We start from the raw sequence: 21133 nt of genomic DNA on the forward strand, positions 1-21133 counted from the left end.
ACACGTATGAAAAAAGTGATGACGCTATTTGTCATCATCAGCTTGCTAAGCGGATGTTTTTCATCGAAAGAAGAAAAACAACAACGATTCATACAAGCGATTGAGCAAGGAAACGTTCAAGCGGTGCGCGACTATATGGAAAAAGAAAAAAATATTAACTTCACAATAAAACATGAAACACCGCTTGATGTGGCGATGCGTACCGGTCAGCGCGATATTGCAGCACAACTATTAAAAGCTGGAGGAAAGTCGGCTGTTATGCCGCTTCCTCCCCTTCATTTTGCGCTCGCTTCTTCCATAGCTCAAGGGGATGAAGAAAATATAGAAATAGTAAAACAAATCGTAAATGAACAGACGGTGCGAGAGAAAGATAAAGAAAATAATACTCCCTTGCATATTGCGGCGGGGAGTGGGAATGTTGATCTTGTGCAACTTGTTTGCCAATATGATGTGGACATCAATGCGGTAAATAAACATGGCGAAACTCCATTATTACTTGCGGTGCAAGCGGGAAATGTCGATGTTGTTCGTTTTTTATATGAGCGAGGGGCAAATGTAGAGATCTCAAATGAAGCGGGTGAAACGCCGTTATATAAAGCGGTGGAACGAAACTTTATTGATGTAGCCACATATTTATTGGAAAAAGGTGCTGATGTCAATACAAAAACGAACATTGGAAAAACACCGTTAATGGTTGCATCAGAGTACGGATACGATCAGCTTGTGGCCCTTTTACTTCGTTACGGTGCCGATGTGCACGTTAAGGATGATACCGACAACACCGCCCTTTCCCTTGCGCAATATTGGAAACACGAAACCATTATAAAGCAGCTAAAAGAAAAAGGAGCCAAGTAGCTCCTTTTTTCATTGTACCCGTATTTCATCGACAATAACGGCGAGCTGCTTAACAAGCGGCAAACCAAGCCCACGGTTAATAAACACCTCCTTATTATGTTTTACAACAAAGCGAGCATATTGCTTTTGTTCTTCTTCTGATGAGATAGGCGTTTGAAACGAAAGATTTGTTCCGTTATCATTCGTTTCACCACGATACGTATTCACAATCAACCCGTTTTCATCTGTGTACGGAATAATGGAGCTATTCCCCTGAGCAAATAGCCCACCTTCAATGTTTATATATGAACCGACTGCGTAAAGGACGGCATTGCTGTCTGTATAGAAAAATCCTTTTAAGTTTGGTGTTGTTAATGAAAAATTGTTTGTAAATTCATTAACACGAGCAATTTCTAGCTCGCCTTTTGTTAATAGCACCACTTCTTTTCCATTTAAACCGCTAATTGTCGTATTGTAAATGGACGTATTTCCATTGACGTATACGGTAGAATCGAACGCCACTTGTCCTGTAATCGTTAAATTGCCGAGTACAATCATGTTTCCTTTTATTTGTAAAGAGGAACTTCCTGCATTTTCTAAAGTCAAATCGCCGTTTACAATGAGCCATTGCTCATCATTTAAAGTTAACGACGTAATATCGACATACGGAACGGTACTTGTATCAAGGAAAATGGATTTTCCACTGGCAATCGCACCTTCTAATGCGGTTGGTAAATCGCTTGGGTCATTCACAACAACAGTCACAAACGACGATTTTATTTGTTCGACAAGCTCGGATAACGATAAAGAAATAAGACTTTGATATTGCGCTTGTTTGCTCGGATCAAATCCATCAATGCCAGCCGCTGATAGCAGTTTATCTTTTAAGGTAAAATCAAAATTTACATCAATAAAGTCATCTTGTTCTTTTTGAATGATCGGTCCTTGGTGTTGAAACGACAGTGAACCTAAGGAAAAATCGTTTATGTTTTTTGTAAATTGTGTGGATGTGCTATAACAGCTCTTTGCCCCATTTCCGTGGTCGCACGCATAACGGTTGCCTTCAACAAACAATATACTTTTTTCGCTAGTCGTCGGAAAGCTCGTTTGTACGGAATAAAGCGTTGAGTTGTAAATATAGTTCGCGACGTTTGTGACGTATATATCTTTTCCTGTATATATATTGCCGTCAATATATGCTCCGCCATTTAACGTCACGTTTTCACGCGAACCAAGGGCATATTTTAAAAAGCTCGGCGCATTCGTGATAATCACTTCACGTGTGACAGTTTTGTTTCCATATGGGGCGGATATACGAAAAACACGTGTAAATAGTTTATTGCGCGCGATTCCTTTTGCATCGGTCATATCTTCAATTGTGACGTTATGACGGCTCATAAGTTCATTCAAAAAACCAAATTGTGTATTTCCTAAATCGAGATCAAGCTGCATCGGAGTTGATAACGACAATTGTTCAACTTTCACTTTTAATTCAGCAACCGTTTCCTCTACCGCTTTTACAGCATCGTGAAGCGATGTGACATCTTCGACGCGCACTTGGGTAAATTTCGCTTGATATATGCTGACAGATAAAATGGTAAGCCCAATGATAAAAAAGATGGTGACTGTTAACATAACGAGCACAAGGCTATATCCTTTCTCGTTCACCTCTTTCCCCCCTAAAAGCCAAATTGTGATTGCAACGTAAACGGTTCAATGTATAATGGATCGTCTAGGTTGCGATGGTCATTGTCTTGAACAGATAAACGAATCGAAATGACCCCGCTTTTACATACATTTTGTTGTTCTTGTACACACGTATAAGTAAACGTTGATTGTTCAGGAACGATACGTAAATTACTTGATGTGATTGCTTTACCGTTTATTTGTAATGTTTCCGTCGCTTCATCTATTTTGATTTGTAACGTTTGACCCTCTTTTTCTTTTTCTTCGACAAGGCCTGTATTTGTATCAATTTCTTTTTTTATGTTATTGACAAATGTCAGTGTACGCTCGTTTGATTCATTTTTGTTTAAACCGTCTGGTGCAAGGGCATATAGCTCGTTAAAAATCGTTGTCATCAATATATCTGCTTCGCTTCTTAGCTGATTTTCAATGCCAATCCGTTTATACGCCTTCGTTCCCGCTGTAAATACGCCATATGCAGAAGCGGCAATAATCGATGCGATCGCTAAGCCGACAAGTAGTTCAATCAGCGTTAGTCCTCGTTCATTAGCGAATACTTTCATTGGCGATCACCCCTTTTAAGACGATCACTTTGTTATTTGAACGGACGGTAACATATAAACGAAGTAAATAATCACTTACATTTTCTTTTATTTCTTTCTCATTTTGAATCGTTTGTTTTAAAGAGTCAGGAAACTCGTTTGGCGGGTTTGTTTTTATGTTTGACCATATCGTTTGATTGTATGGAATTAACCAAGCTTGTACGTCTTCTTCATCGTATGTTACGTTGTTAACTGTTGGTGCAAAAACAGCTTGACATACGTCTTCATTAGGAAATAACGAAGTGTTTGAACATGCTGAAGCATCGAAGCGTATAAACGGTGTTTGTTCTGTAATATGCTCATCGACATACGCTTTCATCGTTTGAAAGTCGAGACGTTCCATGTAGTGAATCACTCCGCGAGCGATATTGACAGCAACCGTTTTTGATTGATTATACGCAGTGTATGTCATCGCATTTGTAAAAAACATAAACATGCCGCTCACAACAAACGATAAAATAACAATCGATAATAGTACTTCAATTAACGTAAAAGCACGTTTGTCATAAAAAATATTCATTTTCTTTTGACACATTTTCCTTCCCCTTCTTTTAAAATACATAACTTTATTATACAATATGTTAGAGTTAGGTGTTGTATTATGTTGAATGGGGGGAGCGATTTGCCGTATTTATTTTTTGCGATTTTTTTTCTCATCTTAATCCCCATCTATATTCGGTTGCCTTTTGGGTGGACAAAAAAAGGGATTGCTCTTGTATTAACGGTCGCTTGTTTATTAAGCGCCTTTGGCATGATTGCCGTAGAACAATTTCCACTTTGGCAAGCGGTATTATTTCTTTTACTTTTAGTAATTGCTAGCACATATTTACTTGAACAAAAGCTCGGTCATTTATTTTATGCACGTGTTCATGAGCATGATTTGATCGTCGAGAATGACGAAATAGATGAGCCAAAAGACGAACGACCGTCTTCTACAAAAGAAACGATCAAAGAACAACAAGGGGAGGAGATTCGGCAAGAAGTCGAAACCATCAATGAAGAATGGCTTGAGACAGCATGGACGGAAGAAGTTGAACAACAAGTGTCCATTGAGCCGCTTCGAGAAGCCGACTATGATCATATGATTAAGCCGATAACAAACATGGACGATGTCATTGAACCGCTACATATGATAGATAGTGATGTCTCAAATATAAATGAAGCGACAGAAGACATCATACAAGAACGATGGGACGACTTGTTAAGTGAAGAAAACAACGTGATACATGAAAGAAAGATGGAAGAAGAAAGTGACTTACTTGACATTGAATCGCTTACTGTCGCAGAAGAAACGATCGATCATGTGATAGATGAGTCATATGACCTCGAATCGATCGCAGAAGATGACGCCATATATACAGTTGATGAGCAACAAAACGAAGATATGTCTGTCATCGATATTGTTGAACAACAACCTTCAAATGAAGAAACGATTGGTTATGTTGCTGAAGAACGGGGAATACAGGAAAAGAAAATCGAGACAGTAACAACACAAGAAAACCATGAAGCATTACGTACGCTCCCAAAACCGTTCATGAAAAATTTACTTGCTTCTTTATCCGCCATGCGTCCGTTGTTATCGGACGAGGAATATGAACAGTTGATTTATAAGCATTTACATCCTCGTTTGCACGAACAAGATTATTATACATTTGCGAATGTATTAATGGAGCATTACGTTGCTTCGAAACAATATGAAAAGCTATATGATGTTGCGAAACAATTGTACGGGCAATATGAACTTTACCCGATGATCCAACAACAATTAGCACATATGATACATTATGCTGAACAAAAAATGGGGTGGAAAAAATGAAAAGTAGTGCACAAGTGATTGGTCTTCCAGTCATTAGCATTCAAAACGGAGTACAACTCGGACAAGTGAAGTCTCTTGTGGTAAATCCAGAAAAAGGAACGGTTGATTTTTTAATCGTTGACCAAGAAAATTGGGAAATTAGTATGAAAGCGATCCCGTTTCGACATGTGATCGGAATTGGGGAATTTGCGGTAACGGTTGAAGAAGAGCGAGCTGTGCTCGACTTAAATGTCATTCCTATTGCGAATGAGCTTGTTAATAAAAAAATTGCGATTAAACAAGCAAAAGTGATGACAAGAAAAGGTCAGTTGCTCGGGGAAGCAACAGAATTTTATATCGACGAAGAAACGGGACAAATTACGGGTATTGAAGTACAAATCGGAAACGACTCTCGCGTCGTTCGCGCCGATCACGTCATTACATATGGAAAAGATTTGTTGATTGTTTATGAAGATGCGCAACAAACGCTCGTTTCAAACGTTGATGCTTTGGTGACATTAAAAGGGACACAAGTAGAACCGCTTATTGAACAAATTGTTCCAAAAAAAGTGGACAACGAACTTGATGAACTGCGCCAAAAACAAATTGACATGTTAACAGGAAAACGAGTATTAAAAGATATTGTTGATGCCAATGGTCAAGTGCTCATTTCAAAAGATACAATTTTAACGAAAGAACATATTATTCGTGCACAAGAAGAAGGGCCAGACGTTGTTATTGAGCTATCTATGAATGTCGAGTAAGGAGGCGTATGTTGTGCGCCAAACTGTTTCGCTAAAGTTGTTTTTTACAATGCTTTTAACCGTCGCATATTTACTGGCAACTACAAAAGTGGCGACATGGGCGTACGAATCGTTTGTTAGCAATGACACATTTGCCGAAGGAACGATGATCGGTCCCATGGACATATCAAATCGTTCATATGAAGAAGCGCATGAACAAATCAATGAAAAAGTGAATGAGTGGAAACAATCCGCAACAATAAAACTCGTGCTAGAAGAAAAAGAAGCAGCGGTACAAACAAATCATTTTACATTTCATATCGAGGAGAGCATGAAACAGGCGGTGAGCGGAAAGCAAACCCCTCTCCTCGTTTCTGTTGACGGACAAGCGTTGCAAGATGCCATTTCTTCTATTGGTGCATCAAGTGATTGGATTGATGTAGAAAAAGTAAAAACGCAATTAGAGCAGGTAGCGGCTTCGCTTACATCTGCTCAACTATCGCTTCATCAATACGTTCGGGAAGACATGCAAAAGGAAACGATTTTATCGCAAGCAACGATTCCATTGCACGACGAGCTTCGTGGAATGTCGCAAACAACAGTTACAATTGAACCGAAGCAAATATTTTCTGTTTTGGACTTTTTCAAAAAGCAAGGAATGAGTGCATCAAAAGAAGCGATGACGTTATTTGCATCCGCATTGTATGCAGCGATTATACCAACAAATTTTGAAGTCGTTGAACGGCATACGAGTACTGTATTGCCAAACGGAATCAAGGCAGGATTTGAAGCGGCCGTTGAACAAGACAAAAAAGATTTTATTTTCTTTAATCCAAACGATCAAGCGTACACTTTTGAGTTAGTGATCGAAGGGAATGACATGCGAGCGTCTTTGGTCGGTGCGCCATTTATATATCAATACGTATTAAAAACAGATCCTATTGAGTATTATGATCCGAAAACAATTGTACAATATAGTGCGTTGCTGAAGCCGAATGAAAAGCGAATAAAAGAAGAAGGAAAAAAAGGAATGCTTATTCGCTTATATAAAGAAGTGTACGATCGAAACCGCACATTAGTTGAAACGGTGCTCGTTTCGGAAGATTTTTATCCACCCGTTCATCGCGTCGAATTGCGCGGATTACAAGCGGGAGCCAATAACGGAGCAAGTGAGATGCCAACCCCAAGCCCAAGTGAGACACCTTCAGTACAGCCACCACAACAAGATGACATATGGGGAAATGAAAACGAGCAAATAAAAGGAAATGAGGATGAGACCTCATGAAAAAGCAAGAGCGAAAACGATTAGGAGATTTGTTAATTGAAGCAGGGCTCATTACGAAAGAACAGCTTGAAGAAACGTTAAAAGAAAAAGCCCCTGGGCAAAAATTAGGCGATGCGTTATTGCAACGTGGTTATATTACGGAACAACAATTAATTGAAGTATTAGAGTTCCAACTCGGTATTCCACACGTCAGCTTATATCGGTATCCGATTGATCCGAAACTAACAAATCTTGTGCCGAAAGAATTTGCGAAACGAAATATGCTTATTCCTTTAAAGCAAGAAGGGGATCGGCTATTTGTCGCTATGGCAGATCCGATGGATTTTTTTGCGATTGATGATTTGCGTTTATCGACAGGTTTTCACATTGAAGTGGCCATTGCATCAAAAGACGATATTTTACGGGCAATTAATAAATATTACGATATTGATGATTCGGTTGAAGAGTTTTTAAACATCGCACCCGCACAAGAGCCTCGCGAGCAAGAGAAACTTGTTGAAGATGACTCGCCGATCGTAAAGCTCGTCAATCAAATTTTACAAATGGCAGTCGAACAACGAGCGAGCGACATTCATATTGATCCGCATGAGACGAAAGTCGTCATTCGTTATCGCATTGATGGGATTTTACGTACAGAGCGTGCGCTACCGAAACATATGCAAGGAATGTTAACCGCGCGCATAAAAATTTTAGCGAATATGGACATTACAGAACATCGTGTTCCACAAGATGGGCGCATTAAAATGAATATTGATTTTCATCCGATTGATTTACGTGTATCGACGTTGCCGACGATTTACGGTGAAAAAATCGTTATGCGCGTGCTTGATTTAGGAGCAGCTTTAAATGATTTAAATAAGCTTGGTTTTAACAAGGTGAATTTGCAGCGGTTTATTCAACTTATTGAACAACCGACAGGTATCGTATTAATTACAGGACCGACTGGTTCAGGAAAATCGTCGACGCTTTATGCCGCGTTAAATCGACTGAACGGCGAACATGTGAACATTATTACAATTGAAGACCCTGTTGAATATCAGCTTGAAGGGGTGAACCAAATTCAAGTCAATCCAAACGTCGGAATGACATTTGCGGAGGGGTTACGTTCCATTTTACGCCAAGACCCAAACATTATTATGGTAGGGGAAATTCGTGATCGTGAAACAGCGGAAGTCGCGATTCGTGCGTCTTTAACGGGGCATCTTGTGTTAAGTACGCTGCACACAAACGATGCATTAAGCACGGTCGCTCGTTTAATTGATATGGGCGTCGAGCCGTTTTTAGTTGCGACATCGCTTTCAGGGGTTGTTTCTCAACGTCTCGTGCGCCGCGTTTGTCGCGATTGTCAAGCAGAACACGAACCGACAAAGCGAGAAATAGACATTTTTGCACGCCGTGGTTTGAAAATTGAGAAAGTGGTGCGCGGTCGAGGCTGTCCGACGTGCAATATGACAGGATATAAAGGACGTATTGCCCTACATGAATTAATGGTCATGTCCGATGACATGAGAAAAGTCATTTTAAATGGGGAACCACTTTCGAAATTACGTGAAATCGCGATAAAAAATAAAATGATTTTTTTAATTGATGATGGTCTATTAAAAGTAAAGCAAGGGCTGACGACAACAGAAGAAGTGTTGCGTGTAAGTATTGGCTAGGGTGATGAAGATGAAACAAAAAGTAGATGCGATGTTGCGTGCCGCATTTGAGTTAAAAGCATCCGATATTCATTTGACAGTCGGTATTCCTCCGATTTTTCGCATTAACGGAGATTTGAAACGATATGGGCAAGATGTGTTGTCATCAACCGACACGGAACAAATGGCAAAAGCGATCGTGCCTGAAAAGATGTGGTCCCATTTTGAAGAACACGGGGAGCTAGATTTGTCGTATAGCCTCGCGGGCGTGTCACGCTTTCGCGTTAATGTGTTTAAACAGCGTGGATGCATATCGCTTGCTATCCGTATTGTGCCGACAAAAATTCCGACGCTTGACGAATTGCAACTACCAGATGTATTGAAAAAGTTAGTGACAAAACCACAAGGTCTTATTCTCGTAACAGGACCGACGGGAAGCGGAAAATCGACGACGTTAGCTGCGATGATTGACTATATGAATAAAACGATGCGCAAACATATTATTACGCTTGAAGATCCGATTGAATATGTGCATAAACATGGTGGATGTGTCATTGATCAACGCGAAGTTGGAACGGACACAAACAATTTCGCAAACGGACTTCGGGCAGCACTTCGGCAAGATCCGGACGTCATTTTAGTTGGGGAGATGCGCGATTTAGAAACGATTCAAACAGCCATTACCGCCGCAGAAACAGGACACCTTGTATTCGGTACGCTTCATACGTCAAGTGCGCCCGCAACGATTGATCGAATCATTGACGTGTTTCAACCAGAACAGCAAGCACAAATTCGGATTCAGTTGGCGACAGTTTTAGTTGCGATTATTTCACAACGATTATTCCCGCGCGCACAAAAAAACGGAAGAATTGCAGCGACCGAGATTTTAATCAACAATGCAGCGATTGCCAATTTAATTCGCAATGGGAAAATTCATCAAATTCCGAGCGTCATGCAAACGAATCGCGCGCTTGGTATGCATACGCTTGAGGCGAGCATTAAAGAGCTTGTCCAGCAAGGATTGATTGCTAGAGAAACGGTTGAGCCGTACTTGCAGGAAGGGTGAAATAGATGGCGCAATTTCGCTATGAAGCGCGCGACGTGCGCGGGCGAGTGAAAAAAGGAACGATCGTTGCTTCATCGCGGCGTGACGTGATGATGAAACTTCGTGAACAACGGTTGAAAGTCATTGATGTACGCGAAGTACCACAAACGTTATTAACAAAAGAAATTACGTTTGGTAATCCTGTAAAACTGCAACATTTCGTTATTTATTTGCGGCAGTTTGCAACGCTCTTAAAAGCGGGAGTAACGATTGTGGACGCCACTCGTATTTTAGCGGAACAAACGGAAAGCAAAGCGTTAAAAAAAGCGCTTGTTCACATTGAAGAACAATTAAGAAGCGGTCAACCGTTATCTACAGCGATGACTGATCACCCGAACATTTTTCCACCGCTCGTCATCAATATGATTCGAGCTGGAGAAGCGAGCGGAAGTATGGAAGAAACGCTTGAAAGGCTTGCCGATCATTTTGAAAAAGTGCATCGGACACGCCAAAAAATTGTTTCCGCTTTGGCTTATCCCGTCGTTGTTGGGATTATTGCGGTCATCGTTGTCATCTTTTTGCTCGTTCAAGTCGTTCCGACGTTTGTTTCGATGTTTGCGGATTTCGGAGCGGAGTTGCCAGCGATTACGAAGTTTGTGCTACGTGCAAGTGAAGTGATGCAAACGTACTGGTGGGGCGTTATTTTACTCATGTTTAGTCTATACGGATTACTTTTATTATTAAAAAAACAAAAAGTGACGAAATATTATTTAGATGTCATTATGCTACGCATGCCGATTTTCGGTAGCATGATGCAAAAAGCTGTACTTGCCCGTATGACACGCACATTAAGTTCCCTTTTTTCAAGCGCTGTCCCTATTTTACAGGCGCTTTCCATTGTTGAAGCGGTCGTTGAAAACGAAGTCATCGCTCGCGTCATTCGCACATCGCGTGATGCGCTAGAACGCGGGGAATCGTTAACAGAGCCGATGAAGCGACATTGGGCATTTCCGCCACTTGTCACACAAATGATTGCGATTGGAGAGCAAACGGGCTCACTAGATGCCATGCTTACAAAAGTTGCTGACTTTTACGAAGCGGAAGTCGAAGCAGCGACCGACCGGTTGAAATCATTAATTGAACCGCTCATGATTGTGTTGCTCGCTAGCGTCGTCGGGACAATTGTCACATCCATTTTAGTACCGATGTTTGATATATTTAATCATATTCAACAATAAAACTAGTACTTTTCAACTAGACTGTGATCGTGTAAAATGATGAGAGAAAACAGAAAATTGCAAAGGAGAGGAATTATGTTAAAACGATTTATTCGTAACGAAAAAGGTTTAACGTTAATTGAGTTGTTGGCAGTCATCGTTATTTTAGGGATTATTGCTGCCATTGCGATTCCGAGTGTAGGGGCACTTATTGACAATTCAAAGAAAGATGCCCACATTTCGAACGCTAAACAACTTGTAAATGCAACGAGATTAGCGATTACGGCAGATACGTCAAATACGAATAAAGCTACATTCACTATGACTGAACTTGTCAACGGTGGCTATTTAGAAAAAGTACCAAAATCACCTGGAGATGCAGGAGCTTATGATGGAGCAAAAAGTTTTGTTACTGTAACTAAAGATGCGAACGGTAATTTAAGCTATAAAGTCACTCTCGCTACTGCTGATCCTAACTTGCATAAATATATTGATGACAAAGATCCAGAGAATCTAACTAGAAGCGATGTCAAACTAAAACCGTAGTGTGATTTTATATGATTGTATTGATGTATGTGTACATTTTCCTCCTCGGTCTTCTTCTCGGTTCTTTTTATAACGTTGTTGGGTTAAGGGTGCCGAAGGGGGAGTCGATTGTTGCGCCGCGTTCGCATTGTCCACATTGTAAGCGAACGTTGACGGCGTTAGAGTTAATTCCAGTTGTTTCGTATGTGTTGCAAAAAGGGAAATGTCGCGCATGTTCGGCGCGCATTTCCTTTGTTTATCCGTTAATTGAGCTGTCCGCGGCTATATTGTTTACGCTTGCCCCGCTTTTTGTCGGTTGGTCAGCGGAAGTAGCCGTTAGTTGGACGCTCATTTCTTTATTCGTTATTATTTTTGTTTCTGATGTGCATTATATGGTTATCCCAAACCGTGTTTTATTATTTTTCACTCCACTTCTTCTTGTTGAACGTTTATGGATTGCTCCGCTTACTCCTTGGTGGGATAGTTTGCTCGGTAGTGTTGTTGGGTTTATGATATTGTTTGTAATAGCGGTTGTGAGTAAAGGTGGCATGGGCGGTGGAGATATTAAGTTATTTGCGTTAATTGGTTTGGCGCTTGGCGCAAAGCTTACCGTTTTAGCGTTCTTTTTATCGACGCTCGTCGGGACGATATTCGGACTGATTGGCATGGCGCTCGGGCGTGTGAAACGAGGCGAACCGATGCCGTTTGGACCAGCTATTGTTGTCGGTACGCTGATTGCCTATTTTTTTGGTGAAACGATGATCGATATGTATGTAAAGGTTATGATGTAAGGAGAACAAACTATGCGGCTTTTTTCGATGAAAAATAGGGTGGGCAACATTGTCATAAAAGATCACGTGATTCGCTACGTAGAACTCAAACAACAAAAACCGCTTGTTTTGCATATGTGCGAGGAATGGCCACTTCCAGAAGGAATTGTGCGCGATGGGAAAATTGTCGATGAAGAACAGCTTACTTATATTATGGAACAATGTGTCGATATGTGGAAAATGAAACATCGTCGCGTCCGTTTTCTCGTTCCTGATCCGCTTATTGTTATTCGTAAAATCCCATTGCCGACAGAAATCGAACATGATGATATACGTAGCTATTTATTTATGGAAATCGGGGCAACCATTCCACTTCCGTTTGACGATGCGGTATTTGATTATGCGGTGCTTGAAAAGACGAAAGAAGCGCTTCACGTTTTATTGTTTGCGGCGCCAGAAGCGAGCGTCATGCAATATGCGGAGCTGTTTGAAGCGGTTAAATTAAAACCAATTGTAGCAGATATTTCTCCACTTAGTTTATATCGCTTGTTTTATACGTTTGATTTAGCGAACGATGTTGACCACTTTTTGTTTGTTCAATTCGATTTATCATCGTTGAATGTCAGTGTATTTCATCAGCACCGTCCGATATTTACTCGTCAGTTAGCGTTTGATTCACAATGGACATATTGGGAAAAAACGAATAACGGATGGAAGTGGTTAAAAGAAGGTGAACCAGAGCGACAGCTTGAAGACGTATATAAAGAACTTGAGCGCGTCATGAACTTTTATCGTTTTTCATTACAACAAGGCAAGGCGCAAATTACGCGCATCGTTATGACTGGCGATCATCCGCTCGCTCATACGTTTTCGAATTTATTACAAGAACGTCTCGATGTCACGGTTGAAATGTTAACGTTGCCATTTTCGATCGACTCTGCTTACTATTTACCAATTGGACTCGGATTAAAAGAGGGTAATGCACATGTTAGTAGAAATTAACTTACTGCCGAAACGTGAACAAAAATCCCGACTTATTCCACTTTTATCCATTGTGTTTGCTGTTTTATTGATCGTTGGCGCGACAACATTTTATGTCATTGTACAGCGTATGGAACAACAAATCGCGCAATTAAAAACGGAGCTCGATCAAACGAAAGCATTGCGTATTGCTGAAGAAGAAAAACAAAAAACGGCAACGAACGCATCTGTCGGAGCCCAGTTACAAGAAGCGATTCAATGGGCGGAACAATATCCGATTCATACGGTTGCGCTGTTACACGAATTGATTGAACGTTTGCCTGAGCGCGGCTTTTTAATGAACGTTTCGTATGCCCGTGATGGTGCGATTCAACTAACGGCCCAATTTGATACAACGCGTGAAAGCGCCGCCTATTTACAAGCGTTAAAAGACGCATCGTTTATCGCAGATGTGAAACTGACGAGTTTAACTGCATCAGAAGGAAAGGCGGAAGAAGAAGGAACAATGCCGCGGTATATCGGACAATTTTCTATTCAGTTAAATATGGAAGAATGGAAAAAACAGCAACAAGGAGGGGAAACATGAGGAAAGGACTTATCGTGACGCTCTCTCTCTTGTTGCTTACGTTGCTTTCGTTTGCGCTTTATATGTATGTGTATAAGCCGCTCGATGATCGTAGAGAGCAGCTAAAAACAGAGTTGCAAACCGAAAAAAAGCTATTGCAAACATTGCAAGCGAAACAAACACCAAATGAGTTGCGCACGAGCATCATCGAACTACAAAAACGCATTCCTGTCCAACCGTTTGTTGAACAATTTTTGTTAGACATTGAAAAAGCGGAAGTTGTATCAAATAGTGAAGTATTGTCGCTTACATTTCAAGAAGGAGAAAACGTGGAAGGACCTCCTACTCCGATTCAAAAATTGACGGTCAATGTATCTGTTCGCTCCCCTTCCTATTTTGCACTCGAACAATTTATTGATGTGTTAGAGCGCTCAAAGCGCATCGTTTCCGTTGATTCTTTATCGTTTGCAGGATATGAAGAATGGACGACAGTGATGGATGAAGTGCCAGAATTGTCTTATTCCTTGACTGTGTCAACGTTTTATGCACCAGATTTGCGCCAATGGATTGAGCAATTGCCACCTCTTGATTTACCGCAACCGAGCGAAAAGCGCAATCCGTTTCCTTCATTAACGGAACAATAAAGGGGTCGGTCGGATGCGAGATGAACGTGGAATGACGTTAATCGAACTGTTAGCTGTCATCGTCATTTTAAGTATTTTATTGATGATTGCGACTATTTCTGTCGTTGAGGTCATTAAAAAGTCGCGTGATCGAGCGTTTGTTGCGACAGCGTATACGCTCTATGAAGCGGCACGTCTTCATGTTGGTGCGCAAAAAGTAGAATTTTTAACGCCAAATGAAAGCGAGATATTGACGTATGAACAATTAGTTGATGATGGGGTTCTTGAAGGGATTATCGATCCATACACATCGAAACGTTTGCCGCCAAATGATGATTCGTATGTCATTGTAACAAAGCAAAGTGACGGTACGATCACATATGCTGTTTGCTTAAAAGGGGAAACGAAGCAAATTTGTAAAGAAAACGGTGTGCCTGTCGATCAATTGTCGGTCAATGACATTCAAGAGCGATAGTGCGAAATTTGACGAAAACCTTCCACGACGAGACGACAAATGTCTCGTTTTTTTTTTCTTTTTTTATGTTACGATGGGCGAAGAATGGCAGCGGGAGGGAAAAAAATGGACAAGCCAGCGAAAAAAGCGATCGTGATTAAAGTGAACGGAAAAGAACAACCGTACACGTCAGTAACAAATACGTTACCCCAATGGTCGAGTGAGGAAAGCAATGAGCAAAGTGAAAAACAAGATGAGTTTATACCATTTGAAACGAGTAAACGATATGAAAAACGATCACCTTGGCGCTCCTTTTTGTTTGCGATCGCTTTAGCCGTCGTTCTTGGGACAAGCTTTGGCTTACTTGTATTAAAAGTCATTCCGGCAACAGAAAGCAAACCGACTTCAACAGCGCCGTTACAACAAGAACAAAAAGAAGAATTGCCAACTGCAAAACGAACAGAGACGATTTTTGTCATTCAAGGTGGAGTGTTTCAAGATGAAAAAGCAGCAAATGTATATGTACAAAAAATAAAGACACAACAACGTCCAAGTGTAATGATTGGAAAACAGCCTGTTTATGTATTTTTAGGCATGGCATTGACAAAAGAGGAGGCAAAACAAATGGCAAGCTTATATGAACCGCTCGGAATTGACACATATGTGAAAGCGTGGAATATATCCATCGACGAAAAAGAAAGTGAACCTTTTGTGATGATCTTGTTCGTTATTAGTCGATTGTTGAATGGACAACAACTTCAAAATGAACAATGGAAACAGCTACAATCGTACTCCCCTCATAATGAACAGATGAAAAAAGCGTATGAAGCGCTTTTCGCTTTCCGGCAAACAAACGATCAAGCACAATTATGGGCCGCACAACAACATATATTAAATGTTTTACAATAAGAAGCGCACAGCTTCTTTTTTTCTTTGTCGAACCATTGTATATTGTGTATAAATTTGGTACGATACAAGTGTATCTTCCTTGAAACAAACGCTCATGACAGAAAGGTGATGACGATGCAACTTGTGTTAGCTTCTAGTTCTCCTCGTCGAAAACAACTTCTTCGTATGCTTGGACTTCCGTTTGACATCCTCGTCAGCGATGTCGATGAATTATTCGATGCTGAGTTATCCCCAAGTGAAATTGTACAGCAGCTCGCACATAAAAAAGCAAATGCGGTATGGCAACAAAAAAAAGACGCGTGCGTCATCGGGGCTGATACGATCGTTGTGTGTGAAGGAGAGGTGCTTGGGAAGCCGACGAGCGAACAAGACGCCTTTCGTATGTTAAAACGTTTATCCGGAACGACACATGAAGTATGGACAGGTGTCGCCATTTGTACAGAAAAAGAGTGCGTCACTTTTGCAGAAAAAACGGACGTCACGTTTTGGCCGCTTACAGATGAAGACATTTGGGCGTATATTGCGACAAAAGAACCGCTCGATAAAGCGGGCGCGTACGGCATTCAAGAACGGGGAGCGCTTTTTGTAAAAAAGATTGACGGCGACTATTTTTCCGTTGTTGGTTTGCCGATTGCAAGGATCGCTCGCGAATTAAAAAAATTCGGATTTTATCCATTTCGTTAAAAAAAGGTTAAAATAGAGGGGGGAACGTATGCTTATTCGTCATGTTCCACCCGATGAACGCCCGCGTGAACGCTTGCTTTCTGAAGGACCGCAAAGTTTATCCAATCAAGAATTGTTAGCCATTTTGCTTCGCACGGGGACGAAACAATATTCCGTTCTTACGCTTGCGCAACATTTACTTACCCATTTTGAAGGACTTCGTCAGTTAAAAGATGCAACGATTGAAGAAATGACAAGCATTAAAGGGATCGGAAAAACAAAAGCGATCCAAATTATTGCAGCGCTTGAGCTTGGCCGACGCGTGCATCAAATTCAATACGATGATCGTTACGTCATTCGTTCTCCGGAAGATGGTGCACGTTACGTCATGGAAGATATGCGTTTTTTAAGCCAAGAACATTTCGTTGTGTTATATTTAAATACGAAAAACCAAGTGATGCATAAAAAGACTGTATTTATCGGTAGTTTAAATGCATCGATTGTCCATCCGCGAGAAGTGTACAAAGAAGCCATTAAACGTTCAGCAGCATCCATTATTTGTATTCATAATCATCCGTCAGGAGATCCGACACCGAGCCGCGAAGATATTGAAGTGACGCGCAGGCTCGCAGAGTGCGGTCGTCTCGTTGGCATTGAGTTGCTTGACCATTTAATTATTGGCGACAAAACATATGTAAGCTTAAAAGAAAAAGGATATGTGTAAATCATTCTCTTTTCATTGCAATTGCGTTATAATAAATGTCATGAGTTTTTGAAAGCATTTTGTTTCAGAAAGGAAGATACGAATATGTTTGGCATTGGATCAAGAGATCTCGGAATAGATTTAGGCACTGCAAATACGCTTGTATACGTCAAAGGAAAAGGAATTGTTTTGCGCGAGCCTTCTGTCGTCGCGCTTCAAAAAGATACGAAGCAAATTGTAGCGGTTGGAAATGAAGCAAAACAAATGATTGGACGTACGCCAGGAAATGTTGTTGCGCTTCGTCCAATGAAAGACGGGGTAATTGCAGATTACGAAACGACAGCGATTATGATGAAGTACTACATTAAACAAGCAACAAAAAATAGTGGACTGTTTGCTGGAAAACCATACGTCATGGTGTGCGTACCGTCAGGGATTACGGCGGTAGAAGAGCGTGCAGTCATCGATGCGACGAGACAAGCAGGGGCTCGCGATGCTTATACGATTGAAGAGCCGTTTGCAGCGGCAATCGGAGCAAACTTACCTGTATGGGAGCCAACAGGAAGCATGGTCGTCGACATCGGGGGTGGCACAACGGAAGTCGCTGTTATTTCTTTAGGTGGTATTGTGACAAGCCAATCTATTCGCGTTGCTGGTGATGAAATGGATGAAGCAATTATCCAATATATTCGCAAAACGTATAATTTAATGATCGGAGAGCGTACAGCGGAAGCGATTAAAGTTGAGATTGGTTCAGCAGGAAATCCAGAAGGAATCGGAAGTATGGAAATTCGCGGTCGCGACTTATTAACAGGCTTGCCAAAAACGATTGAAATTCATGCCGAGGAAATTGCTGAAGCGCTGCGCGATACGGTATATGCCATTGTAGATTCCGTAAAAAATACGCTCGAAAAAACGCCACCGGAACTTGCGGCCGATATTATGGATCGCGGAATTGTTTTAACAGGTGGAGGAGCGTTATTGCGCAATTTAGATAAAGTCATTAGCCAAGAAACGAACATGCCAGTCATTATTGCTGAAAATCCGCTCGACTGCGTCGCGATCGGTACGGGAAAAGCGCTTGATCATATTCATTTATTTAAAAATAAAGCGCGAGATCATCGCTAATGCGTAAGAAGGTGTCAGCATGCCGAAGTTTTTCTTAAATAAACGGCTCATTATATTGCTTGTCAGCATCATGGTTCTCATCGCCCTGATCGGCTTTTCACTGAAAGAGCGAGATGAATTAAGTTGGATGGAAAAATTCACAAAAGACACCGTTGTTTTTATGCAATCGATCGTGCATAAGCCCGCACAGTTTGTTGCGGGCTTCTTTGAAAATGTGAATGATTTGCGCTATACATACGAAGAAAACAAGCGTTTAAAAGAACATTTAGAGCAATACGTTCTTTTGGAATCAGAAGTGGAGTCGCTAAAAAAAGAGAACGAACGTTTGCGTGAGCTTTTGAATAAAAAAGAAAGTTTACGTGACTTTGTTGCCATTCAAGCGACAGTCATTGGGCGCAATCCAGATCGTTGGGAAGAGACGTTAATTGTCAATAAAGGGTCGCAGCACGGTGTGAAAAAAGATATGGCTGTTATTACACCTCAAGGGTTAATCGGCAAAGTGCGTAGCGTTTCCCCATTTAGCGCAACAGTGCAACTGTTGAGCGCAAAAGATCGGCAAAACCGCATTTCCGCATTTATTCAAGGAGATGAAAACGTATTCGGCTTAATAGAAGGATACGATGAAGAGAGAGAAGCGTTGCTGCTAAAGCGCATTCCGTATGATGCAAAAATCGAAAAAGGGCAGCGCGTATTTACATCAGGACTTGGTGGGATTTTTCCAAAAGGATTGTTTATCGGAGAAGTGGAAGAAGTCGTTGCGGATGAGTACGGGCTTACACAAATTGCCTATATCAAGCCAGCAGCGAATTTTTATGACATTGATGATGTGATCATTGTGAAAAGAAAAATTGAAATGTCGCAAGAGGAGGAAAGACAATGAGCCGCTTGTTTCTTCCTTTCCTTGTGACCGTTATGTTTTTATTAGAAAGCATTATTGTTCAATTGCTTTCACAGCCATTATTTGATGTTTATTTGCTCGTTCCGCGTATGTTGATCGTTTTTATTACGTTTATTACGATTTTTATTGGACAAACAGAAGGAATGACGTACGGATTCGTCTTTGGGCTACTATACGATGTAGTATATACGGAACTATTAGGTGCTTATGCCTTTGCCTTTTCGCTCATTGCTTATTTAATTGCAAAAGCGATGAACGTTTTGCATAAAAACGCATGGACAGCTTCTTTTTTTGCCATTGTGGCGATTACATGTGTCGAATGGTACGCATACGCCATTCAACTTGTTATTGGTGGAACGACCATGTCTGTTCGAACGTTTTTTCAGGCACGCTTTTTGCCAACGTTGTTTATTCATACAATTGTCATTTTAATCATCGCCTATCCACTGAAGCAAATGTTGTTAAAGTGGCATGAGAAGCGGAGCGAATCGTCGCCAGTGTGAAGGAATACAAAAAAAATGCGGAGAAATATTCATTGAGGTGAAAGTCGTGGCTGGCAAGGAGAAAAGAGCATATGTGTCGATGAAAGGAACGAAAGAAGGGTTGACGTTGCATCTCGATGATACGTGCGCCTATGACGAATTATTAAAACAAGTGGACGAGTTGTTGATGACGACAACTCGTGACGAGGAAGGTCCGCTTGTTGCGGTGCATGTACATGTGGGCAACAGATATTTGACGCGTGAACAAGAAGAACGACTGCGCGATGTCATTCGAATGAAAAAAAATTTAATCGTTCACTCGATTGTAAGCAATGTCATGACGAAACAAGAAGCGTTGGAATGGAAAAAGAAAAATGAAGTTGTATCTGTTGCAAAAATTATTCGTTCCGGACAAGTGCTACATGTCGATGGAGATTTGCTTTTAATCGGTGATGTGAATCCTGGTGGAACCGTCATTGCGACAGGAAATATTTTTGTGTTAGGGGCGTTACGTGGTATTGCTCATGCAGGATATGATGGAAATCGTCAAGCGATTATTGCTGCTTCGATCATGAAGCCCACACAGTTGCGTATTAGCGATGTCATGAATCGAGCGCCAGATTACCGTACCGACGAAGGAAATGAAATGGAGTGCGCTTATATTGATGAACATGATCAAATTGTTGTTGACCGGCTCCAGTTATTGATGCATTTACGTCCGAATTTAACCCGGTTAGAAAGGAGTTTTTGACAGTGGGAGAAGCGATTGTTATTACTTCTGGTAAAGGCGGCGTTGGCAAAACAACAACGACGGCAAATCTCGGAACGGCGCTAGCCCTATTAGGAAAGCGTGTTTGTCTTGTGGACACCGATATTGGTTTGCGCAATCTTGACGTTATTATGGGGTTAGAAAATCGCATCATTTATGATCTTGTCGATGTTATCGAAGGACGTTGCACGGTTCAAAAAGCGCTCGTGAAAGATAAGCGGTTTGAAGATCGTCTGTACTTATTACCGGCTGCCCAAACGAGCGACAAGTCTGCGGTTACGCCGGAACAAATGAAACAGCTCATTGATGATTTAAGACAAGATTACGATTATATTTTAATTGATTGTCCTGCAGGTATTGAACAAGGATATAAAAATGCTGTCGCAGGAGCAGATGAAGCGATTGTTGTTACAACGCCAGACATTTCGGCTGTCCGCGATGCCGATCGAATTATCGGTTTGCTTGAAAAAGAAGAGCATATGAGACGTCCTCGTTTAATTATTAACCGCATTCGCAGCCATATGTTAAAAAATCATGATATGTTAGATATTGATGAAATCGTCATGCACTTATCTATTGATTTACTTGGTATTATTGTTGATGACGAACACGTGATTAAAGCGTCAAACAATGGTGAGCCGATTGTTCTCGATCCAAACAGCAAAGCATCGTTAGCATATCGCAACATCGCTCGGCGTCTTCTCGGGGAATCCGTACCGCTCATGTCGCTTGATGATGAAGAACAAAAAGGCTTTTTCTCGAAAATTAAAAAACTGTTTAGCGCTCGTTAGCACTTCCGATTGGAGGTGCTTTTTTCAT

At 41.1% G+C, this 21133-nt stretch carries 24 protein-coding genes; 21 read left to right on the forward strand and 3 right to left on the reverse strand.

Translation table 11 applies throughout. The annotated features are described in order from the left end of the window. Positions 1–6 precede the first annotated feature (6 nt). Positions 7–855, forward strand: coding sequence for an ankyrin repeat domain-containing protein (locus CS060_RS08000; RefSeq protein ID WP_035049189.1), 849 nt, complete (start codon positions 7–9; stop codon positions 853–855). A 9-nt stretch (positions 856–864) separates the two neighbouring features. Here CS060_RS08000 and CS060_RS08005 read toward each other — a convergent pair whose 3' ends face one another. Genes CS060_RS08005 through CS060_RS08015 form a run of 3 tightly spaced genes read right to left on the reverse strand, consistent with a single transcriptional unit; the run spans position 865 to position 3657 of the window. Further along, on the reverse strand, positions 865–2502 hold the full coding sequence (locus tag CS060_RS08005) for a hypothetical protein (protein ID WP_035049188.1): 1638 nt from the start codon (positions 2500–2502) through the stop codon (positions 865–867). An 11-nt stretch (positions 2503–2513) separates the two neighbouring features. Beyond that, entirely contained in the window at positions 2514–3083 is a 570-nt protein-coding gene (locus tag CS060_RS08010; RefSeq protein ID WP_035049186.1) for a prepilin-type N-terminal cleavage/methylation domain-containing protein, read from the reverse strand. Continuing rightward, complete coding sequence (locus CS060_RS08015; protein ID WP_099668862.1) at positions 3067–3657, reverse strand: type IV pilus modification PilV family protein; 591 nt, start codon at positions 3655–3657, stop codon at positions 3067–3069. Before CS060_RS08015 ends, CS060_RS08010 begins: the two co-directional genes overlap by 17 nt. 87 nt (positions 3658–3744) lie before the next feature. Here CS060_RS08015 and CS060_RS08020 point away from each other — a divergent pair, with 87 nt between their 5' ends. The 20 genes from CS060_RS08020 (at position 3745) to minD (ending at position 21105) form a co-directional block, all read left to right on the forward strand. Continuing rightward, complete coding sequence (locus tag CS060_RS08020) at positions 3745–4938, forward strand: hypothetical protein (RefSeq protein WP_035049183.1); 1194 nt, start codon at positions 3745–3747, stop codon at positions 4936–4938. Then, positions 4935–5681: a PRC-barrel domain-containing protein gene (locus CS060_RS08025; protein ID WP_035049181.1), complete on the forward strand. Its 747-nt coding sequence runs from the start codon at positions 4935–4937 to the stop codon at positions 5679–5681. The genes CS060_RS08020 and CS060_RS08025 overlap by 4 nt, the downstream gene beginning before the upstream one ends. A gap of 13 nt (positions 5682–5694) precedes the next feature. Beyond that, on the forward strand, positions 5695–6945 hold the full coding sequence (locus tag CS060_RS08030; RefSeq protein WP_099668863.1) for a VanW family protein: 1251 nt from the start codon (positions 5695–5697) through the stop codon (positions 6943–6945). After that, entirely contained in the window at positions 6942–8603 is a 1662-nt protein-coding gene (locus CS060_RS08035) for a GspE/PulE family protein (RefSeq protein WP_035049179.1), read from the forward strand. The genes CS060_RS08030 and CS060_RS08035 overlap by 4 nt, the downstream gene beginning before the upstream one ends. A gap of 10 nt (positions 8604–8613) precedes the next feature. Continuing rightward, complete coding sequence (locus CS060_RS08040; protein WP_035049177.1) at positions 8614–9648, forward strand: type IV pilus twitching motility protein PilT; 1035 nt, start codon at positions 8614–8616, stop codon at positions 9646–9648. 5 nt (positions 9649–9653) lie between these two features. Further along, complete coding sequence (locus CS060_RS08045; protein ID WP_035049176.1) at positions 9654–10865, forward strand: type II secretion system F family protein; 1212 nt, start codon at positions 9654–9656, stop codon at positions 10863–10865. Positions 10866–10940: 75 nt separating this feature from the next. Beyond that, a complete protein-coding gene (locus CS060_RS08050; protein ID WP_035049174.1) occupies positions 10941–11390 on the forward strand; it encodes a prepilin-type N-terminal cleavage/methylation domain-containing protein in 450 nt (149 codons plus the stop codon). An 11-nt stretch (positions 11391–11401) separates the two neighbouring features. Beyond that, positions 11402–12160 carry a prepilin peptidase gene (locus tag CS060_RS08055; protein WP_231563657.1) on the forward strand — a complete coding sequence of 253 codons (759 nt, stop codon included), beginning with the start codon at positions 11402–11404 and terminating at the stop codon, positions 12158–12160. 12 nt (positions 12161–12172) lie between these two features. Further along, complete coding sequence (pilM, locus tag CS060_RS08060) at positions 12173–13141, forward strand: type IV pilus biogenesis protein PilM (RefSeq protein ID WP_035049172.1); 969 nt, start codon at positions 12173–12175, stop codon at positions 13139–13141. Continuing rightward, positions 13125–13706 carry a PilN domain-containing protein gene (locus tag CS060_RS08065; protein WP_035049170.1) on the forward strand — a complete coding sequence of 194 codons (582 nt, stop codon included), beginning with the start codon at positions 13125–13127 and terminating at the stop codon, positions 13704–13706. The genes pilM and CS060_RS08065 overlap by 17 nt, the downstream gene beginning before the upstream one ends. Beyond that, the gene (locus tag CS060_RS08070) at positions 13703–14329 is read left to right on the forward strand and encodes a type 4a pilus biogenesis protein PilO (protein WP_035049168.1); all 627 of its coding nucleotides are present in this window, start codon (positions 13703–13705) and stop codon (positions 14327–14329) included. The genes CS060_RS08065 and CS060_RS08070 overlap by 4 nt, the downstream gene beginning before the upstream one ends. Before the next feature lie 13 nt (positions 14330–14342). After that, the gene (locus CS060_RS08075; RefSeq protein WP_035049167.1) at positions 14343–14783 is read left to right on the forward strand and encodes a type II secretion system protein; all 441 of its coding nucleotides are present in this window, start codon (positions 14343–14345) and stop codon (positions 14781–14783) included. 105 nt (positions 14784–14888) lie between these two features. Continuing rightward, a complete protein-coding gene (locus CS060_RS08080) occupies positions 14889–15671 on the forward strand; it encodes an SPOR domain-containing protein (RefSeq protein ID WP_035049166.1) in 783 nt (260 codons plus the stop codon). A 114-nt stretch (positions 15672–15785) separates the two neighbouring features. Continuing rightward, positions 15786–16355, forward strand: coding sequence for a Maf family protein (locus tag CS060_RS08085; protein ID WP_099668864.1), 570 nt, complete (start codon positions 15786–15788; stop codon positions 16353–16355). Between the two features lie 28 nt (positions 16356–16383). Then, a complete protein-coding gene (gene radC / locus CS060_RS08090; RefSeq protein WP_035049165.1) occupies positions 16384–17058 on the forward strand; it encodes a RadC family protein in 675 nt (224 codons plus the stop codon). An 84-nt stretch (positions 17059–17142) separates the two neighbouring features. Beyond that, positions 17143–18165 carry a rod shape-determining protein gene (locus CS060_RS08095; RefSeq protein ID WP_006320433.1) on the forward strand — a complete coding sequence of 341 codons (1023 nt, stop codon included), beginning with the start codon at positions 17143–17145 and terminating at the stop codon, positions 18163–18165. A 19-nt stretch (positions 18166–18184) separates the two neighbouring features. Further along, positions 18185–19045: a rod shape-determining protein MreC gene (gene mreC, locus CS060_RS08100; protein ID WP_099668865.1), complete on the forward strand. Its 861-nt coding sequence runs from the start codon at positions 18185–18187 to the stop codon at positions 19043–19045. Continuing rightward, complete coding sequence (gene mreD, locus CS060_RS08105; RefSeq protein WP_035049164.1) at positions 19042–19566, forward strand: rod shape-determining protein MreD; 525 nt, start codon at positions 19042–19044, stop codon at positions 19564–19566. The genes mreC and mreD overlap by 4 nt, the downstream gene beginning before the upstream one ends. A gap of 79 nt (positions 19567–19645) precedes the next feature. Then, complete coding sequence (gene minC, locus CS060_RS08110) at positions 19646–20296, forward strand: septum site-determining protein MinC (protein WP_218963483.1); 651 nt, start codon at positions 19646–19648, stop codon at positions 20294–20296. A gap of 2 nt (positions 20297–20298) precedes the next feature. Beyond that, positions 20299–21105 carry a septum site-determining protein MinD gene (minD, locus tag CS060_RS08115; protein ID WP_099668867.1) on the forward strand — a complete coding sequence of 269 codons (807 nt, stop codon included), beginning with the start codon at positions 20299–20301 and terminating at the stop codon, positions 21103–21105. The last annotated feature ends 28 nt before the right edge of the window (positions 21106–21133 follow it).

The organism is Anoxybacillus flavithermus (assembly GCF_002742685.1).
Taxonomy (GTDB): domain Bacteria; phylum Bacillota; class Bacilli; order Bacillales; family Anoxybacillaceae; genus Anoxybacillus; species Anoxybacillus flavithermus_E.

Coding starts and splice junctions, on each gene's coding strand:
- CS060_RS08000 (WP_035049189.1), top strand. CDS start 7: ATGAAAAAAGTGATGACGCTATTTGTCATCATCAGCTTGCTAAGCGGA.
- CS060_RS08010 (WP_035049186.1), bottom strand. CDS start 3,083: ATGAAAGTATTCGCTAATGAACGAGGACTAACGCTGATTGAACTACTT.
- CS060_RS08015 (WP_099668862.1), bottom strand. CDS start 3,657: ATGTGTCAAAAGAAAATGAATATTTTTTATGACAAACGTGCTTTTACG.
- CS060_RS08025 (WP_035049181.1), top strand. CDS start 4,935: ATGAAAAGTAGTGCACAAGTGATTGGTCTTCCAGTCATTAGCATTCAA.
- CS060_RS08035 (WP_035049179.1), top strand. CDS start 6,942: ATGAAAAAGCAAGAGCGAAAACGATTAGGAGATTTGTTAATTGAAGCA.
- CS060_RS08040 (WP_035049177.1), top strand. CDS start 8,614: ATGAAACAAAAAGTAGATGCGATGTTGCGTGCCGCATTTGAGTTAAAA.
- CS060_RS08045 (WP_035049176.1), top strand. CDS start 9,654: ATGGCGCAATTTCGCTATGAAGCGCGCGACGTGCGCGGGCGAGTGAAA.
- CS060_RS08050 (WP_035049174.1), top strand. CDS start 10,941: ATGTTAAAACGATTTATTCGTAACGAAAAAGGTTTAACGTTAATTGAG.
- CS060_RS08055 (WP_231563657.1), top strand. CDS start 11,402: ATGATTGTATTGATGTATGTGTACATTTTCCTCCTCGGTCTTCTTCTC.
- pilM (WP_035049172.1), top strand. CDS start 12,173: ATGCGGCTTTTTTCGATGAAAAATAGGGTGGGCAACATTGTCATAAAA.
- CS060_RS08065 (WP_035049170.1), top strand. CDS start 13,125: ATGTTAGTAGAAATTAACTTACTGCCGAAACGTGAACAAAAATCCCGA.
- CS060_RS08070 (WP_035049168.1), top strand. CDS start 13,703: ATGAGGAAAGGACTTATCGTGACGCTCTCTCTCTTGTTGCTTACGTTG.
- CS060_RS08075 (WP_035049167.1), top strand. CDS start 14,343: ATGCGAGATGAACGTGGAATGACGTTAATCGAACTGTTAGCTGTCATC.
- CS060_RS08080 (WP_035049166.1), top strand. CDS start 14,889: ATGGACAAGCCAGCGAAAAAAGCGATCGTGATTAAAGTGAACGGAAAA.
- CS060_RS08085 (WP_099668864.1), top strand. CDS start 15,786: ATGCAACTTGTGTTAGCTTCTAGTTCTCCTCGTCGAAAACAACTTCTT.
- radC (WP_035049165.1), top strand. CDS start 16,384: ATGCTTATTCGTCATGTTCCACCCGATGAACGCCCGCGTGAACGCTTG.
- CS060_RS08095 (WP_006320433.1), top strand. CDS start 17,143: ATGTTTGGCATTGGATCAAGAGATCTCGGAATAGATTTAGGCACTGCA.
- mreC (WP_099668865.1), top strand. CDS start 18,185: ATGCCGAAGTTTTTCTTAAATAAACGGCTCATTATATTGCTTGTCAGC.
- mreD (WP_035049164.1), top strand. CDS start 19,042: ATGAGCCGCTTGTTTCTTCCTTTCCTTGTGACCGTTATGTTTTTATTA.
- minC (WP_218963483.1), top strand. CDS start 19,646: ATGAAAGGAACGAAAGAAGGGTTGACGTTGCATCTCGATGATACGTGC.